Consider the following 16300-nt stretch of genomic DNA (forward strand, 5'->3'; position numbering starts at 1 on the left):
GGATTACCGAAGAACAACAATCCCCAGGTCGCCCCATGCGCCCCCTGTTGCCCGCCCTTGCCCTGCTGGCCACCCCCATCCTCACACCGACCGCCCTGGCCGATGCGGCGCCGGTGGAGGAGATTATCGTCACCGCCCGGATGCGGGCGGAAGACCCGCAAAAGGTGCCGGCCAGCCTGATCCTGCTGGATGCGGCCATCATCGACCGCGCCGGGATCAGCAGCATTGCCAGCATCGCCAGCCATGCGCCGGGGCTGGTGGTCAGCGATCCGTTCGGGCGCTTCAACCCGGCCCCGGCCATGCGGGGCCTGTCGCAGCCGGGTACGGGGGACGAACCGTCGGTCGGCTTCTTCCTGGATGGCGTCTATATCTCTGGCCGCAGCTCCATCAATATGTTCCTGGCCGATCTGGCGCGGGTCGAGGTGCTGAAGGGCCCGCAGAACGCCCTGTTCGGCCGCAACAGTTTCGGCGGTGCCGTCAATCTGGTCACCAACCCGCCGGGGGAGGAGACAGCGGGCAGCCTGGAACTGACCGCCGGTTCCAAGGACCGGCGGGAGGCGACGGGGGCCGTCGGCGGGGCCCTGGTACCGGGCAAGCTGTCGGCCCGGCTGAATGTGGCGCATAAGGAATATGGTGGCTTCTACAAGAACAGCGTGGCGGATGGGCCGGAGATCGGGTCGGAACAATCGACCTCCGCCGCCCTGACCCTGCGCGCCACGCCGACAGACCGGCTGGAGGCGACGTTACGCCTGCTGACCGCGCGCGACCGCGACGGCCAGCCCAAGGGCTATTATCTGGCCACCAACTGTCAGCCGCGGGCCGGCACCCTTGCCCTGTCGCAATATTGCGGGGAAATCCCGGAATATCAGGGCGTGTTCGCCGCCAATCCCCAGCATACGGGTTTCATGCGCGATGCCCAACGCGCCGCCCTGACGGCGCGTTACAGCGCCGACGCGGTGGAAGTGACCAGCATCACCGCCATCGGGCAGGAGCGTAACGAGTTCAACCGTGATGATGATTACAGCGCCGCCCTGCTGTCCCGCGCCGGGCAACTGACCAAGCGCTGGGACGGGTCGCAGGAAATCCGCCTGCTGTCGCTGGATCAGGGGCAGGCGCTGACCTGGCTGCTGGGCGGCAGCCTCTACCGCTTCGACAACAGCACCTGGCGGCGCAATATCCAGTATTTCCAGGGCCAGACCAGCCCGTCCGGCGTGGCCACCGATGCCCGTACCGACAGTGCAGCGCTGTACGGGTCGGCCACGCTGCGGCTGGGCCAGGGGCTGGCGGTGACCGGCGATCTGCGCTGGCAGCGCGATGCCAAGGATTTCGCCAGCACCGCCCGCAACGCCGCCGGCCAGCCTATCCGGCTGTCTGATCAATGGACCCTGTGGACGCCGCGCGTTCAAGTTTCCTGGCAGGCCAGCGACGATCTGCTGGCCTATGTCAGTGCGGCCAAGGGGATGAAATCCGGCGGCTTCAACGATATGGCCAATCTGTTCGATGCCGAACGCAGCTTCGGCCCGGAAAGCAACTGGACCTATGAGGCCGGCGTGAAATCCGTCCTGGCCGATGGCCGCCTCACCGCCAATGCCGCCTTGTTCCATATTGACTGGCAGCAGCAGCAGGTGGTGGCGGCATCCACCGCCGGGCTGTTGAATAATTTCTACACCAACAATGCCGGGCGCAGCCGCTCACGCGGGCTGGAACTGGAACTGACGGCGCGGCCGCTGGAAGGGCTGGACCTGCGCGGGGCCTATAGTTTCATCGATGCCGAATTCCGGGATTATGCCGATCCGGATTACCGCGACATCCCCGCCTTTGTGGCGCAGGCTGGGCAGATTGGCGGGCTGGCCCTGCCGCGCCAGTCCCGCCATCAATTGGCCCTGGGGGCCGATTACCGGGCCGATCTGCCGTTGGATGATCTGGCGGGCTTCGCCGGGGGCGAATGGCTGTGGCAGTCGCGGCAATATGCGGAAAATTCCAACCTGTCCTGGGTGCCAGCCGACAGCAAGATCAACCTGTGGACCGGGTTGGAGAAGGGGGCCTATCGCCTGACCTTCAAGGTGCAGAACCTGCTGGATGAACGCAACCCGCTGGTCGCCGTCCGCTTCTCCCGCCCCACGGCGGCCGGCTTCACCCGCGCCTGGCTGGTGACGCCGGCGGATGGGCGGACCTGGACTGTGTCGCTGCGGGCGCGGATGTAAGGGGCGGGGCAGGGCTGGTCATGGATCACGCTTGATCCATGGCCAGACGGCCATGATCCAAAGCACTTGGCGCCGAAAACAAAAAAGCCGGCTTCGACATTGTCGAAACCGGCTTTTTTATTGGTCGGAGTAAGAGGATTCGAACCTCCGGCCTCTGCCTCCCGAAAGCAGCGCTCTACCAGGCTGAGCTATACTCCGTCACTATCGCCACCGGACCGTTTTACCGGCTGCCGTTTCGCTGTCGCGTCGTCGGCGCCCCGTGGCGTGGGCGGGTGTATAGCGCTATCGACGGAGCATGGCAAGCACTAGATGCAGGTTTTTTGACAAAGGGGGTGCGCATGGCAGCATTGCGTATCCAAGTGCCTGAAACACAAAGAAAAAGGCCGGGCAAATGCCCGGCCTTGCACCCTCTCGAACCGATCTGTCGGGGGGTTAGTAGTCGCGGTCGACCACGAAATCCAGCACCTCCAGCAGGGACTGCTTCACCGGGCTGGCCGGGAACAGGCCCAGCGCATCGCGGGCCATAGCGGCGTAATGGCGGGCCCGTTCCACACTGTCATGCAGGGTATTGTGCTTGGCCATCAGGGCGATGGCGCGGTCCAGGTCGCCCTCCTGCTGGTCCATCTCTTCCATGGTGCGGCGCCAGAAGGCCCGCTCCTCCTCATCGCCGCGGCGGAAGGCCAGCACGACGGGCAGGGTGATCTTGCCCTCGCGGAAATCGTCGCCGATATTCTTGCCCAGGCGGGCCTGCACGGCGGAATAATCCAGCACGTCATCCACCAGCTGGAAGGCGATGCCCAGATTCATGCCGAAGCTGCGCAGCGCCTCTTCCTCCGCCCCCTTGCGGTCGGCCACCACGGCGCCGATGCGGCAGGCGGCGGCGAACAGTTCCGCCGTCTTCGCCTTGATGACCTCCAGATAGGCTTCTTCGCTGGTTTCCGTGTCGTTGGTGGTGGTGAGCTGCAGCACCTCCCCCTCGGCGATCACGGCCGATGCGGTGGACAGGATGCGCAGCACATCCAGCGACCCATCCTCCACCATCACCTGGAAGGCGCGGGCAAACAGGAAATCACCGACCAGCACGGAGGATTTATTGCCGAACACGGCATTGGCGCTGGCCTGACCGCGGCGCAGGTCGCTTTCATCCACCACATCATCATGCAGCAGGGTGGCCGTGTGCAGGAATTCCACACAGGCGGCCAGCGCCTTGTGCCGGTCGCCCTTGTAACCGCACAGGTTGGCGGCGGCCAGCGTCAGCACCGGGCGCAGGCGCTTGCCGCCGCTGGCGATCAGATAGCCGGCCAGTTGCGGGATCAGCGCCACAGGGGACTGCATCCGGGCAATGATCAGCTCATTCACGGCGGCCAGATCGTCGCTGACCAGCGACACCAGCTTGTCGAGCGCATCCGAGCCCGGCTTGCGCCGCTTGGAATCAAGGGTGGTCACGGTGGCCACGGGTCGGATACTCCATACCAGACAAGCGGAAACAGGCCCGCGATTGACGGACCCCTGATGGCAGGGGAGCATAGCGGGGGAGACCGCAGGGTCAAGCCCGCGCACGCACCGAAAGGGCATGACCGCCCTGAAACTGCGGCGCAGCAGTGCCGGTCTGAACATGATGGAGAGGGAATGGACATCATCTTGCGCAGCAATGACCCGGTGGCCCTGGCTTTCGCCCAAGCGCTGTTGGCTGATTCGGAGATCGCCTGTGTGCTGCTGGACCAGCATACCGCCGCCCTGGAAGGCTCCATCGGGGCCATCCCCCGGCGGCTTTGTGTCGCGGATGAGGATGCGTCCGAAGCGCGGGATTTATTGCGCGCCGCTGGGCTGGCCGGGGTGGAAGGCTAACCGTGACCGGGCGTGACATATACTTATATAGTGATGTGCCGGATGCCGCGCCCGTCGCCCTGTTGGGCGGGCGGGTGACGCTGTATCTGCCTGAAAAGGGCTATCGCGCGGCCATTGATCCGGTGCTGCTGGCGGCGGCTGTGCCGGCCGAACCGGGGCAGCGGGTGCTGGATTTGGGCTGCGGGGCCGGGGCGGCGTTATTGTGTCTGGCGGTGCGCTGTGCCGATGTGGGGCTGACCGGGCTGGAAATCCAGGCTGATGCTGCGCGCTGGGCCGGGGCTGGCATTGCGGCCGGTGGCTGGGCCGACCGGGCGCGCGTGGTGCAGGGGGACGTGGCGGATATTGCCGCCGCCGGGCTGCTGCCCAACAGTTTCGATCATGTCATGACCAACCCGCCCTTCTGGGAGCTGGGGCGGCACAGTGCCTCCCCCGTTGCCGGCAAGGCTACCAGCCATGGGGAGGGGGCGGGCGATCTGGCCGGTTTCATCCAGGCGGCGTTGCGCCTGTTGAAGAGTGGCGGCAGCCTGACGGTGATTTTTCCAGCCGAACGGCTGGCCAGCCTGCTGGCGTTGATGGAGGGGCGGTTCGGCGATATCGCCGTGCTGCCGCTCTGGCCCCGGGCCGGGGTGGCGGCCAAACGGGTGATCGTGCAGGGGCGGCGCGACCGGAAATCACCCCTGCGCCTGCTGCCCGGTCTGGTGCTGCATGGGCCGGGCCAGGGCTACACGCCGGAGACAGAGGCGATTTTGCGCGATGCGGCCCCGTTGGCGTTGTCGTGAAGGGGGCGGTCGTTATGACCGGCCCCCGACCCTTCAATGCTTTTCGCTGATCACCTGCTGGCGCAGCACATCGATGGGGGCCAGCGAGCCTTCTTTCTGGAAATGCCAGAAGGTCCAGCCATTGCAGGCGGGCAGGCCCTGCATGGCGGCGCCCACCTTATGGATCGACCCCTTATGTTCGCCCAGATGGTTCTGTGCCACCAGGGTGCCGTCGGCGCGCACCTTGGCGATATGGCGGCGGCGATTGTCGAACAGCATGGTGCCGGGCTTCAGATAGCCGCGTTCGATCAGGTTGCCGAACGGCACGCGCGGCTGCGTGCGCTTGGAGGTGACCTCCAGCAATTCCGGCTCGGCCACTTCCTCCACCGCCGCAATGCGCTGGTTGGCGAGGCGGGCATAATTATGCTCCCGCTCCAGCCCGATCCAGCGGCGGCGCAGGCGCTTGGCCACGGCCCCGGTGGTGCCGGTGCCGAAGAACGGGTCCAGCACCACATCATCCACCTTGGTGGAGGCCATCAGCACGCGGAACAGCAGGGATTCCGGCTTCTGCGTCGGGTGTGCCTTCTGCCCCGTCTCGTCGCGCAGCCGTTCCGACCCGGTGCAGAGCGGCAACGTCCAGTCGCTGCGCATCTGCAAATCCTCGTTCAGCGCCTTCATCGCCTCATAGGCGAAGTAATATTTGCTGTCCTTGGATTTGGACGCCCAGATCATGGTTTCATGGGCATTGGCGAAACGGCGGCCCTTGAAATTGGGCATCGGGTTGGATTTGCGCCAGATAATGTCGTTCAGCACCCAGAACCCCAGATCCTGCAAAATGCTGCCGACGCGGAAAATATTGTGATAGCTGCCGATCACCCACAGGGTGCCATCATCCTTCAGCGTATGCCGGGCGGCCGACAGCCAGTCGCGGGTGAAGCGGTCATAGGTTTCAAAATCCTGGAACCGGTCCCACTCCTCATCCACCCCATCCACACGCGTGTGGTTGGGGCGCAAGAGATCGCCATTCAGTTGCAGGTTATAGGGCGGATCGGCAAAAACCATATCAACAGAGCCGGCGGGCATGTCCCGCATCAACTGCACACAGTCGCCGACGAGAATCCGGTTGGTTGTCAGGGTTTCACGCATGGTATTTGCCGCCGAATCGGGAGTTCATTTTCGCCGACAATGATTCGGCCCCGAGTCGCCGTCAACTGGAATTTTTCTGAAGAGTCAGAAGAGTCAGAGAGTTAAGGCCAATTGTTGGGAAACCGGTGCAAAAGAACGGCGGTGATGGGGGGTCGCACCCAGTGTTTTAATGGCCGCGCGATGCTGGGCTGTTCCGTAACCTTGGTTCCGTTCCCAACCATATCCGGGGTATTCCAGCGCCAACTGCCCCATCATCTTGTCCCGCGTCACCTTGGCGATGATGGAGGCGGCGGCGATGGACAGCGACAATGCATCACCGTCCACCAATGTTTGCACGGCACAGGGCAGGGGCGGGCGCTGATTGCCATCGACCAGCGCCATTGCCGGCATTTTGCCGGTCATTTGCGCCAAACCCTCCACGGCGCGGCGCATGGCCAGGAAGGTGGCTTGCAGAATATTGATCTCATCAATTTCCGCCACGCTGGCGATACCGACGCCATAGGGGGCGTTCTGGCAGATCAGCGCGAACAGGGCTTCGCGCTTGGCCTGCTTCACCACCTTGCTGTCATCGATGCCGGCGCACCAGTCCGGGATGCCGCCGCCACAGGGCAGCAGCACGGCGGCGGCAACCACGGGGCCGGCCAGCGGGCCGCGCCCGGCTTCGTCAACGCCGCAGACGGGGAAGGTTTCGGCATGGCCGAGGCGGATTTCATGGGACAGATCAGGCATGGCGCTGGTGTCGCAGAAGCGCGCGGCGGGCGCAAGGGGGCTTGGTTTTGGATGGCGATTGCGCTGGATCAAAGCGCGGATATGTCGGCGGGCGCATGGTACGGCCACAATCGTTCCCTCGCTGTCAGGGCCCATCATGCATCCCGATCTCGTCGCCAAATATCGTCACCAGCGGGTTCCCCGGTACACGTCTTACCCGGCCTCCCCGCATTTCGCCCCCTCGGTGACGTCGGAGACTTATCGCGGTTGGTTGCGACGGCTGGACACGACGTCCACCCTGTCGCTTTACCTGCATGTGCCCTTCTGCCGGACCATGTGCTGGTATTGCGGCTGCCATACCAGCGTCGTCCGCCATGAAGACCCCGTCTGGGCCTATCTGGCGGCAATGACGACGGAGATGCGCACCGTGGCCGCCCTGCTGCCGCAGGGCGAACAGGGCGGGCCATCGGTGCGGCATGTGCATTTTGGCGGCGGCACCCCGACCTTGATGCCGGCCGACGCCATGCGGTCGCTGATGGCGGAAATGCGCACGCGGTTCAATATTGCACCCGATGCCGAACTGGCGGTGGAGATCGACCCGCGTACCTTGCTGCCGGAGATGATCCAGGCGCTGGGCGATACCGGTTTCACCCGCGCCTCGCTGGGGGTACAGAGCTTTGATCCGGCGGTGCAGGCGGCCATCAACCGCATCCAGCCGCCGGGGCTGACCCGTGCGGCGGTGCAAGGGCTGCGGGGGGCCGGCATCCAGGCCATCAATCTGGACCTGATCTATGGTCTGCCGCGTCAGACGGTGGCGAGTTGCGTTGATACGGTGCGCCAGGCGGTGGCCCTGTCGCCTGACCGGTTGTCGATCTTCGGCTATGCCCATATGCCCGGCTTCAAGGCGCATCAGGCCCGCATCAACGAGGCGGATCTGCCCGATGCCGACGCGCGCATGGCGCAGAATCTGGCCATTGAGCAGACCTTGCTGGATGAGGGCTATGTCCGTATCGGCCTGGACCATTTCGCCAAGCCGGATGATCCCATCGCGCTGGCCGCTGCAAACGGCAGGTTGAAGCGCAATTTCCAGGGCTACACCACCGATGCGGCGGATGCGCTGCTGGGCTTTGGCGCCTCGGCCATCGGGCGGTTGCCGCAGGGCTATGTCGCCAATGTGCTGCCGGTGCCGGCCTATATGAAATCGGTGGAAGATACCGGGCTGGCCGTGGCGCGCGGATATCGCATGACCTTGGATGACCGGATGCGCGCGGCCCTGATCGAACGGCTGATGTGCCATTTCAGCGTCGATCTGGCGGAACTGGCGGCTGAACATGGCCTTCACCCGGACAGCATCATGCCGGAGGGGCCGGCCTTGTCCGCCCTGCTGGCCGATGGGGTGGCGGAGCTGCATGGCCACCGGATCAGCGTGCCGGAAAGCGCCCGCCCCCTGGTGCGCAGCGTGGCTGCCCTGTTCGACGCCCATCTGGACCCGGAGGGCGGGCGACACAGCAAGGCGATTTGATAAAGGGGCGCGGGGTCAGGGCTGCACAATCCAGATCAGGCCCAGGGCCAGCCCCACCAGCGCCAGTAATGACAGGGATGCTGCGGCCAGCACCCGGCCGCCACCCTGGGCCAGACCCCGCAGGTTGATGGAAAGCCCCAGCGCTGCCATGGCCCAGAGGGTCAGCCCGTGGGCGGCTTCACCCACCGGGGCGGCCAGCACCTCCGGTACCAGACCGGTGGCGCGCAGCCCGGCCAGGGCGGCGAAGCCGATGATGAACCAGGGCAGCAGCGGCGGGCGGCCTTGGCTGGGCAGGTTGTGGCGGCGGTGCAGCAGCGTCAGCCCCAGGCTGACCGGCCCCAGCATCACCACCCGTGCCAGCTTCACCAAGGTTGCCATATGCAGGCTGAGCGCGCCGGTCAGTGCGGTGGCGGCGGCCACCTGCGGCACGGCATAGACGGTCAGCCCCGTCAGCACGCCATAACGCAATTCCCCTATCCCCGGCAGAAACAGGGCCAGCGGCAGCAGCAAGACCGCCGCGATGCCCAGCAGGGCGGTGAAGGTCAATGCCGTCGCCACCTCCTGTTCAGAGGCGGCAACCACCGGGGCGGCGGCGGCAATGGCGCTGTTGCCGCAGATGGAATTGCCGCAGGCCACCAGCAGGGCCAGCCGGTGCCCCAGCCCGCAGCCCCGCCCGATAGCATAGCCGATCAGCAGCGACAGCCCCACCAGCAGGGCGATGCCGCCCAGCAGCAGCGGCCCGGCGGCCAGCATGGCGCGGCTGTCCAGCGTGGCTCCCAGCAGCACCACTGCCAGTTCCAGGGGCCGTTTCGCCGCCAGATGGATGCCGGCTTCCAGCCCCCCCATCTGCGGCCTCACGCTACGGATGCCGGCCCCGATCAGGATGGCCAGGATCAAGCCATCCAGCGGCAACCAATGATGCAGACCCAGGGCCGCCAGCGCCACGGCGGCAGCGGCACCCATGCCGGGCAGGCTGGGCAATGGCAGGGGGTGGGCGGATAGGGTCAGCATGGCACGGGACCGGGGCTCGTTTTGCTGTCTCCAGCCTGCGCCCCTGCTTTTAAGCAATCCAACGAATGATATTTCTTGATATGATCGATAAAATCGAACGATTGGCCGATCCATGACACTGGAACAATTGCGCATCTTCCTGGCGGTGGCGGAACGGGAGCATGTGACCCGCGCGGCTGAGGCGTTGCATCTGACGCAATCTGCCGTCAGTGCCGCCATCCGGGCGCTGGAGGAACGGCACGGTGTGACCTTGCTGCACCGGGTGGGGCGTCGGGTGGAACTGACCCCGGCGGGTCGCGCCTTTCAGGGGGAGGCGGCCGGCGTGCTGGCGCGGGTGCAGGCAGCCGAACAGGTGCTGGCCGATCTGGCCGGCTTGAAAAGCGGCAGCCTCTCCATCGGGGCCAGCCAGACGGTGGCGTCCTATTGGTTGCCGCGATATCTGGTGCGGTTCCGCCAGCTTTATCCCGGCGTGGCGCCGCATCTGGCGGTGGGCAACAGTGATGCCGTCGCCCATTGGGTGCTGGAGGGCAAGGCCGAGCTGGGCGTGGTGGAAGGCGATGTGGCTGATGCTGCCTTGCTGGTGACGCCCGTTGCAGATGACCGGTTGACCATCGTGGTCGCTCCCGGTCACCCCTGGGTCGGGCCGCATGTGGCGGGCATTCCGTTCGACCCCGCCAGCACCGCCTGGGTGATGCGCGAACCCGGTTCCGGCACCCGTGCGGCCTTTACCGCAGCCTTGCCCCGGCTGGGGCTGGCGGTGGAGCGGCTGACGGTGGCGCTGGAATTGCCGTCGAATGAGGCGGTCTGCGCGGCGGTGCAGGCAGGCGCCGGGGCGGCGGCGCTGTCGGTACATGTGGTGGCCCCCTTGATCGCCGCCGGGCGACTGGCCGCCGTCGGCCCCAGCCTGCCGGCCCGGCGATTCAGCCTGATCCAGCATCGGGAACGCTACCGCACCCGTGCGGTCCAGGCACTCAGCGACCTGCTGCAGGCCGGATAGCGGGTGGACAGGGGCGGGAACGCTGGGCATTGTGCGAGCAGGCAACAATGTCACCAAAGTGTCATAAAATGCGATCCATCACCCTGCTGACCCTGGCCAGTGCTGCTGTGGCGCTCTCCGCCTGTTCCATCACTGTGAATGACCATGCGCGCGTTCCGGCCCCGCCGCCGCCCGTGGCGCAGGCCGCCCCCGGCCCGCTGGATGATCCGCGCCTGATCGCCACCCTGTTCATGCAGCGGTCGGAAGAATTCAAGCGCCTGTCCGAACAATCCTATGCCCTGGCGAAGATCAAGCTGCCGGCGGCCCTGTCCGCGCCCGGTTCGGCGGCGCTGGAACAGGCCGATGGCGGGGCCGGCAAGCCGCCAGCCGCCATTTTCGATGTGGATGAGACGGTGCTGGACAACAGCCCCCACATGGCCCGCGCCATCCTGAAGGGCGAGCGTGATTTCAATCTGGCCACCTGGGACCAGTGGGTCGGTGAACGCCGCGCCACGCCGATGCCGGGGGCGGTGGATTTCGTGGCCGAACTGCGCCGCAACAAGGTGCGGGTCGTCTTCATCACCAACCGGGAATGCAAGCCGCGCCCGACGGCCCCCGGTGATGCCTGCCCGCAACATGCCGACACGCTGGCCAATCTGAAAACGGCTGGTTTTGGCGATGTGGCCCCGGCTGACCTGATGTTGAAGGGGCAGAATGGCTGGCCCAGCGACAAGGCCAGCCGCCGCCAGGAAGTGGCGAAGACCAACCGGATCGTCATGTCCTTTGGCGATCAGTTGAGCGATATGCTGACCGTCACCCGCCAGCAGGGCCCCGATGAACGGGCCGCCATCGCCGCCCGCTATAAATCCCTGTGGGAAACCCGCTGGATCGTCATCCCCAACCCCACCTATGGCGCCTGGTATGACAGCATCAAGCAACCGGTCACGGACGCACTGCGGTTGGAGTGACGGGGGCAGGGGCTTTATCGGAATTGTCTATGTAGTGCTGGCGGCGCCATTGTTTCTGTGAGCCAATGGCGTTGCGTCCCCTTCCATTTTTGGCTAATTTATATGACAAATTATAAATCAGACAAAATGGAGGAAACATGCATCGGCGGCACTTCCTGATGGGCACGGGGGCGGCTGTCGCCGCGGCACCATTATCCGGTTTGCTGGGGCACCTGGCTGGCACGGGCAGCGCCCTTGCCAGCAGCCCGAAGGCACCGATGGCCGTGGCCCTCGGGCCCCGGCAGATCCTCTCCCTCAATCGCGGCTGGCGTTTCCATGAAGGCGATATTCCGTTCCCCGAACTGCTGAGCCACGAAGAAACCTATGAGAATGCCAAGGCCGGCATCTCCTTCGGGGCGGCCTCGCCGGCCTATGATGATACCGGTTGGGCGGCGGTGGAGCTGCCGCATGATTTTGTCAGCTTTCAGCGGCACAGCGAAAATGCCAATGTCTCCCAGGGCTATCGCCCGCGCGGCTATGCCTGGTACCGCACCACCCTGCGATTTGATGAGAGCGACCGGGGCCGGCATATTGAACTGCAACTGGATGGCATCTCCACCTATGCCACCATCTGGTTCAACGGCACCCTGGTGCGCCGTAGCTGGAGCGGCTATAGCGCCATCAATATCGATCTGACGCCCTTCATCACCTATGGCAATGCCGGCAATTCGCTGGTGGTGCGGGTGGATGCGCAGTCCATGGAGGGCTGGTGGTATGAGGGCGGGGGCATTTACCGCAATGTCCGCATCGTCAAGCGGGCGCCGGTGCATATCGCCACCGATGGCGTTTCCGCCCATCCGGTGAAGCAGGGCGATGGCTGGACCATACCGTTGACCGTCCAGGTCAATTCCAGCGCCAAGCGCACCCTGCCGGTGCGGTTGACGGCCGAACTGACCGGGCCGGACGGCAAAATCGTCGCCCGGTCGGAGGCGACGGGCAGCATCACCGATTTTGACAGCCTCACTCTGTCCGCCCCGATGCAACTGGCCAGCCCCCAGCTCTGGAGCCTGGAGCAGCCTGCCCTTTACACCGTGACCACCCGGCTGTGGGAAAATGGCGCGCTGACGGATGAGGTGGAGACGGAAATCGGTTTCCGCACCCAGCGCTTTGACGCCGAGAAGGGTTTTTTCCTCAATGACCGGCCGGTGAAGCTGAAGGGTGTCTGCATCCATCAGGACCATGCCGGCGTCGGCACGGCCATTCCCTATGGCTTGCTGGAATTCCGATTGCGGCGGTTGAAGGAACTGGGCTGCAACGCCATCCGCTGTTCGCACAATGCGCAAGACCCGGCATTTTACCGGTTGTGCGACCGGCTGGGCCTGCTGGTGATGGATGAAAACCGCTGTTTCAATCCATCGCCTGACCAGATGGCGCAGTTGGAATGGCTGGTGCGGGCCCACCGCAACCATCCCAGCATCATCCTCTGGTCCGTGTTCAATGAAGAACCGATGCAGGGCACGGAAGCGGGCTATGAAATGGTGATGCGCATGGCCGATGTCGTGCGCGAACTGGACCCGACGCGCCCGGTGACGGCGGCCATGAATGGCGGCCTGTTCACCAAGATCAATGTCTCCCAGGCGGTGGATGTGGTGGGCTTCAATTACCAGCCCAAGGATTATGACGCCTTCCACAAGGCCAATCCAGCCAAGCCGATGCTGTCGTCGGAGGATACATCCGCCTTTTCCACGCGCGGCGAATTCATCACCGACAAGGAACGCCATATCGCCAGTTCCTATGATGATGAGGCGGCCCCCTGGGGCGCCACCCACCGCAAGGCCTGGAAGGAAATCGCCACCCGCGATTTCGTGGCCGGCGGCTTTGTCTGGACCGGGTTTGATTATCATGGGGAGCCGACGCCGCACACCTGGCCGTCCAACAGTTCCTTCTTTGGCATCATGGATCTGTGCGGCTTTGAAAAGACGGCCTTCTATATCCATCAGGCGCAATGGGTGGATGACCGCCCGGTGCTGGCCATTGCCCCGCACTGGAACTGGCCGGGGCAGGAGGGGCAGCCCATCCGCGTGATGGTGATGACCAATGTGGAAGAGGTGGAACTGCGCCTGAATGGCAAGAGCCTGGGCCGGCAGAAGGGCGACCGGCTGGAAATGAATTGGTTCCAGGTGCCCTATCAGCCGGGCAAGCTGGAGGCGCTGGGCTTTACCGGCGGGCGGCAGGTGGCCAAGGCAACGGTGGAAACCACCGGCCCGGCCAAGGCGCTGCGGCTGGTGGCTGACCGCAAGCAACTGGCCGGGGATGGGATTGATGCCCAGCCGATCCGGGTGGAAGTGGTGGATGGGGCAGGGCGGGTGGTGCCCGATGCCAAGCCGATGATCCGCTTTGCCATCGACGAGGGCCGGATCATCGGCCTGGGCAATGGCGACCCCAATTCCATCGAACCGGAAAAGGGCGACCGCCGGTCGGCCTTCAACGGGCTGGCGCAGGTGATCGTGCAGAGCAATGCGGGCGGTTCGGGCAAGCTGCAATTGTCAGCGGAGGCGGATGGGCTGAAACCGGCCAAGTTGAGCATCGCGATCAAACCCGATCTGGGGCCGGCCTATCAGCCGGTGTTTGAGCGCAATATCTTCACGCTGGGCCGCTGGCGGGTGTCGCCCTGGTCGGCCACGCCCTTGGACCCGACGGCAGGGCTGGCCGACAATGACATGAATTCCTGGTCGCCCTATCGCAGCGGCAGCCTGCTGCCGGCACCGGATCGGGATGTCTATGTCATGTGCGCCATCACCATCGAACCCTATGCCGGCATCCAGAAGGCGGGCGGCACGCTGGTGTTTGACAAGGTGACCGGGGCGGTGGAGGTCTTCGCCAATGGCCGCCGGATCGGCGGCCGGACAGAAGCCGCCGCCGCCCCGCTGTCGCTGGACCTGCCACCGGCTACGGGCAAACAGAAGATCGCCGTGCTGTTCCGGGTGCAAACGGGCCAGCAATATGGGCTGGAAGGGGCGGTGCGGATTTTGTAAGCCGTGCCGGGGGGGGGCGCTGCCTTAACGCCACGCCCCCACCAACTCCACCTCTTCCCCGCCCATGCCGCGTTTGAAGGTGGTAAAGCCGGAAGGGCTGTCGGGCAACAGGCCACCCAGGTCGAACCATTCCCGCCCTTGCGCCCTCAATTCCTGTACCGCCCGCCAGAGCAGCAGGTTATGCGCCCGCGCTGACCGGCCGGCCGCACTGCTCCAGCCGATCTGGTATGTGGCGGCCTTGCCATGGCCCAGCACCAGGATACCGGCCACCGGCACCCCGTCCTGCATGGCGCGCAGCAGCAGGATATCGCCATCCTTATGCATCCCGGTGCGCATCCGGATGACCAGTTGCGGTGACGGCCCGCGATAGCCGCGCGCCGCCTTGTCCGCCTGATATTGTTCCAGCAGCCAAGGCAGTTGCTGCTTGCCGTCGCGGTCGACCTCCACCACCAGCCCGGAACTTTCCGCCTGTTTCAGCTTGTTGCGCCAGTTGGCAGCCAAGCCCGCACGCAACGCCGCCTCTTCCTGGCGCAAATCCAGCCAGATGGTGCGATAGCCCGGCCCCTTGTCGCGCCGCCAGCCGGCCCAGCGCATCATGGCTTCCGCCTCCTCCCCCGCCGGCCATTCCGGCACCAAGGCTGTCCAGCAGAAGGGGCCGGGTCGGTATTCCTGGCGCAACAGCTTCATCACCATGGCAAAGACGGCCGGCTTGCGCGCCACCGGCAACAGCAGCGGCCCGCGATGCAGCCGAACGATGCGGATCAGCTTGGCGATGCGTTTCTCCGTCACCACCACCAGCCCGACGGGATTATCGGCCAGCTCAATGATGCCCAGCCTTGGGCGCCAGCGCTCAGTCGTATAGAATGCCTGGGAATAGCCGAAACCCTGGGTCAGGGTGCTTTGCCCGCATTCGGCCAGCAGCCGCGCCCATTCCGACAGGCGGCCGACATCCCAGACAATACGGAGGTTCGGGGTTTCCGGGGGAGGACTCGACATCAGGGCCGGTTGCATGACAGATCAAAGGGGAAGGGAGAGTGCCCCGCTTTTCCCGCCCCGTCGAGACATGGATGATGAGCAAGCAAGCCCCCTGGTGGCATCCCGATCATTTCCAGGCCAAACGCCCGCATCTGGCGGTGCGCCAGCAGGTGTTGCGCACCGCGCGGTGCTGGTTTGAAGATCAGGGCTTTGATGAGGTGGAGACACCGGCCCTGCAGATCTCCCCCGGTCTGGAGGTGCATCTGATGGCGTTCGCCACCGATCTGGTGGGGCCGCACCCGGATGATCGAATCCGGCTGTACCTGCATACCAGCCCGGAATTCACCATGAAAAAGCTGCTGGCGGCGGGCGTGTCCCGGCTGTTCCAGCTTTCGCATGTCTATCGCAACGGGGAACGGTCTGGCACGCATCACCCGGAATTTTCCATGCTGGAATGGTACCGCGCCGGGGCTGGATATCGTGATCTGATGGGCGATTGCGTGGCGCTGACCCGCGCCGCCTGTACCGCTGCCGGGCGGGACCGGCTGCGCTTCCGGGGCGAAGAGAGCGATCCGTTTGCCGCGTGGGAAGTGTTGAGCGTGGCCGACGCCTTCCACACCTATGCCGGGATCGACCTGCTGGCCACCGCCCCCGACCCGCTGCGCCCTGACCGTGACCGGCTGGCGGCGGAGGTGACGCGTATCGGCATCCGCGTGGCGGAAAGCGACACCTGGGAAGACCTGTTCTTCCGCGTCAGCCTGGACCGGATCGAGCCGCATCTGGGCTTCGGCCGGCCCACCTTCCTGACTGATTACCCGGTCTCCATGGCAGCCCTGGCCCGGCCCAAACCCGACGATCCGCGTGTGGCGGAACGGTTTGAGCTTTATGCCTGCGGCGTGGAACTGGCCAATGCCTTTGGGGAGTTGACCGACCCGGTGCTGCAGCGCCGCCGGTTTGAGGCGGACATGGCGGAGAAGGAACGGCTTTACGGCGAACGCTACCCGATTGACGAGGATTTCCTGGCAGCACTACCGCTGATGCCCGACAGTGCCGGCATCGCGCTGGGCTTTGACCGGTTGGCCATGCTGGTGGCCGGGGCGGACAATATCGATCAGGTGCTGTGGGCACCGGTGGCGCTGCCGTAAGGGAGGCGGAAAGGGCTTCCCGCCT

At 65.2% G+C, this 16300-nt stretch carries 13 protein-coding genes and 1 tRNA gene; 8 read left to right on the forward strand and 6 right to left on the reverse strand.

Annotated elements, in window-relative coordinates:
* Positions 1-35 precede the first annotated feature (35 nt).
* Positions 36-2204, forward strand: coding sequence for a TonB-dependent receptor (locus PCJ49_RS08695; protein WP_269910596.1), 2169 nt, complete (start codon positions 36-38; stop codon positions 2202-2204).
* Positions 2205-2325: 121 nt separating this feature from the next.
* Here PCJ49_RS08695 and PCJ49_RS08700 read toward each other — a convergent pair.
* Positions 2326-2402: transfer RNA gene (locus tag PCJ49_RS08700), tRNA-Pro, on the reverse strand.
* 234 nt (positions 2403-2636) lie between these two features.
* On the reverse strand, positions 2637-3659 hold the full coding sequence (locus PCJ49_RS08705) for a polyprenyl synthetase family protein (protein WP_269910597.1): 1023 nt from the start codon (positions 3657-3659) through the stop codon (positions 2637-2639).
* 174 nt (positions 3660-3833) lie between these two features.
* Between PCJ49_RS08705 and PCJ49_RS08710 the strand changes: the two genes are divergently transcribed.
* Positions 3834-4052, forward strand: coding sequence for a DUF2007 domain-containing protein (locus PCJ49_RS08710; protein WP_269910598.1), 219 nt, complete (start codon positions 3834-3836; stop codon positions 4050-4052).
* 2 nt (positions 4053-4054) lie between these two features.
* Complete coding sequence (locus PCJ49_RS08715; protein ID WP_269910599.1) at positions 4055-4831, forward strand: methyltransferase; 777 nt, start codon at positions 4055-4057, stop codon at positions 4829-4831.
* A 33-nt stretch (positions 4832-4864) separates the two neighbouring features.
* Here PCJ49_RS08715 and PCJ49_RS08720 read toward each other — a convergent pair whose 3' ends face one another.
* Both PCJ49_RS08720 and PCJ49_RS08725 read right to left on the reverse strand, forming a co-directional pair.
* Positions 4865-5956, reverse strand: coding sequence for a site-specific DNA-methyltransferase (locus PCJ49_RS08720; RefSeq protein WP_089286354.1), 1092 nt, complete (start codon positions 5954-5956; stop codon positions 4865-4867).
* Between the two features lie 93 nt (positions 5957-6049).
* Positions 6050-6685 (reverse strand): ribonuclease HII, encoded by a 636-nt coding sequence (locus PCJ49_RS08725; RefSeq protein WP_269910600.1) that lies wholly within the window; start codon positions 6683-6685, stop codon positions 6050-6052.
* 136 nt (positions 6686-6821) lie between these two features.
* Between PCJ49_RS08725 and hemN the strand changes: the two genes are divergently transcribed.
* Positions 6822-8186 (forward strand): oxygen-independent coproporphyrinogen III oxidase, encoded by a 1365-nt coding sequence (hemN, locus tag PCJ49_RS08730; RefSeq protein WP_269910601.1) that lies wholly within the window; start codon positions 6822-6824, stop codon positions 8184-8186.
* A gap of 15 nt (positions 8187-8201) precedes the next feature.
* Here hemN and PCJ49_RS08735 read toward each other — a convergent pair whose 3' ends face one another.
* Positions 8202-9197 carry a putative sulfate exporter family transporter gene (locus tag PCJ49_RS08735; RefSeq protein ID WP_269910602.1) on the reverse strand — a complete coding sequence of 332 codons (996 nt, stop codon included), beginning with the start codon at positions 9195-9197 and terminating at the stop codon, positions 8202-8204.
* Between the two features lie 112 nt (positions 9198-9309).
* Here PCJ49_RS08735 and PCJ49_RS08740 point away from each other — a divergent pair, with 112 nt between their 5' ends.
* From PCJ49_RS08740 to galA, 3 genes are all read left to right on the forward strand, one after another.
* A complete protein-coding gene (locus PCJ49_RS08740) occupies positions 9310-10194 on the forward strand; it encodes a LysR substrate-binding domain-containing protein (protein ID WP_269910603.1) in 885 nt (294 codons plus the stop codon).
* 68 nt (positions 10195-10262) lie between these two features.
* Entirely contained in the window at positions 10263-11141 is an 879-nt protein-coding gene (locus PCJ49_RS08745; RefSeq protein WP_269910604.1) for an HAD family acid phosphatase, read from the forward strand.
* A gap of 137 nt (positions 11142-11278) precedes the next feature.
* The gene (gene galA / locus PCJ49_RS08750) at positions 11279-14155 is read left to right on the forward strand and encodes a beta-galactosidase GalA (protein ID WP_269910605.1); all 2877 of its coding nucleotides are present in this window, start codon (positions 11279-11281) and stop codon (positions 14153-14155) included.
* Positions 14156-14179: 24 nt separating this feature from the next.
* On the opposite strand, the gene PCJ49_RS08755 is transcribed toward galA, so the two are convergent.
* A complete protein-coding gene (locus PCJ49_RS08755) occupies positions 14180-15151 on the reverse strand; it encodes a GNAT family N-acetyltransferase (protein WP_269910606.1) in 972 nt (323 codons plus the stop codon).
* Between the two features lie 71 nt (positions 15152-15222).
* Here PCJ49_RS08755 and epmA point away from each other — a divergent pair, with 71 nt between their 5' ends.
* Positions 15223-16275 (forward strand): EF-P lysine aminoacylase EpmA, encoded by a 1053-nt coding sequence (gene epmA / locus PCJ49_RS08760; protein ID WP_269910607.1) that lies wholly within the window; start codon positions 15223-15225, stop codon positions 16273-16275.
* Positions 16276-16300: the final 25 nt, after the last annotated feature.

This window comes from Niveispirillum sp. BGYR6 (genome assembly GCF_027568365.1).
GTDB lineage: Bacteria > Pseudomonadota > Alphaproteobacteria > Azospirillales > Azospirillaceae > Niveispirillum.

Bases quoted from the DNA above. Each gene is read 5' to 3' on its own strand.
- epmA (WP_269910607.1), top strand. From the start codon at position 15,223: ATGATGAGCAAGCAAGCCCCCTGGTGGCATCCCGATCATTTCCAGGCC.
- galA (WP_269910605.1), top strand. From the start codon at position 11,279: ATGCATCGGCGGCACTTCCTGATGGGCACGGGGGCGGCTGTCGCCGCG.
- PCJ49_RS08710 (WP_269910598.1), top strand. From the start codon at position 3,834: ATGGACATCATCTTGCGCAGCAATGACCCGGTGGCCCTGGCTTTCGCC.
- PCJ49_RS08725 (WP_269910600.1), bottom strand. From the start codon at position 6,685: ATGCCTGATCTGTCCCATGAAATCCGCCTCGGCCATGCCGAAACCTTC.
- hemN (WP_269910601.1), top strand. From the start codon at position 6,822: ATGCATCCCGATCTCGTCGCCAAATATCGTCACCAGCGGGTTCCCCGG.
- PCJ49_RS08720 (WP_089286354.1), bottom strand. From the start codon at position 5,956: ATGCGTGAAACCCTGACAACCAACCGGATTCTCGTCGGCGACTGTGTG.
- PCJ49_RS08745 (WP_269910604.1), top strand. From the start codon at position 10,263: ATGCGATCCATCACCCTGCTGACCCTGGCCAGTGCTGCTGTGGCGCTC.
- PCJ49_RS08735 (WP_269910602.1), bottom strand. From the start codon at position 9,197: ATGCTGACCCTATCCGCCCACCCCCTGCCATTGCCCAGCCTGCCCGGC.
- PCJ49_RS08755 (WP_269910606.1), bottom strand. From the start codon at position 15,151: ATGTCGAGTCCTCCCCCGGAAACCCCGAACCTCCGTATTGTCTGGGAT.
- PCJ49_RS08740 (WP_269910603.1), top strand. From the start codon at position 9,310: ATGACACTGGAACAATTGCGCATCTTCCTGGCGGTGGCGGAACGGGAG.
- PCJ49_RS08695 (WP_269910596.1), top strand. From the start codon at position 36: ATGCGCCCCCTGTTGCCCGCCCTTGCCCTGCTGGCCACCCCCATCCTC.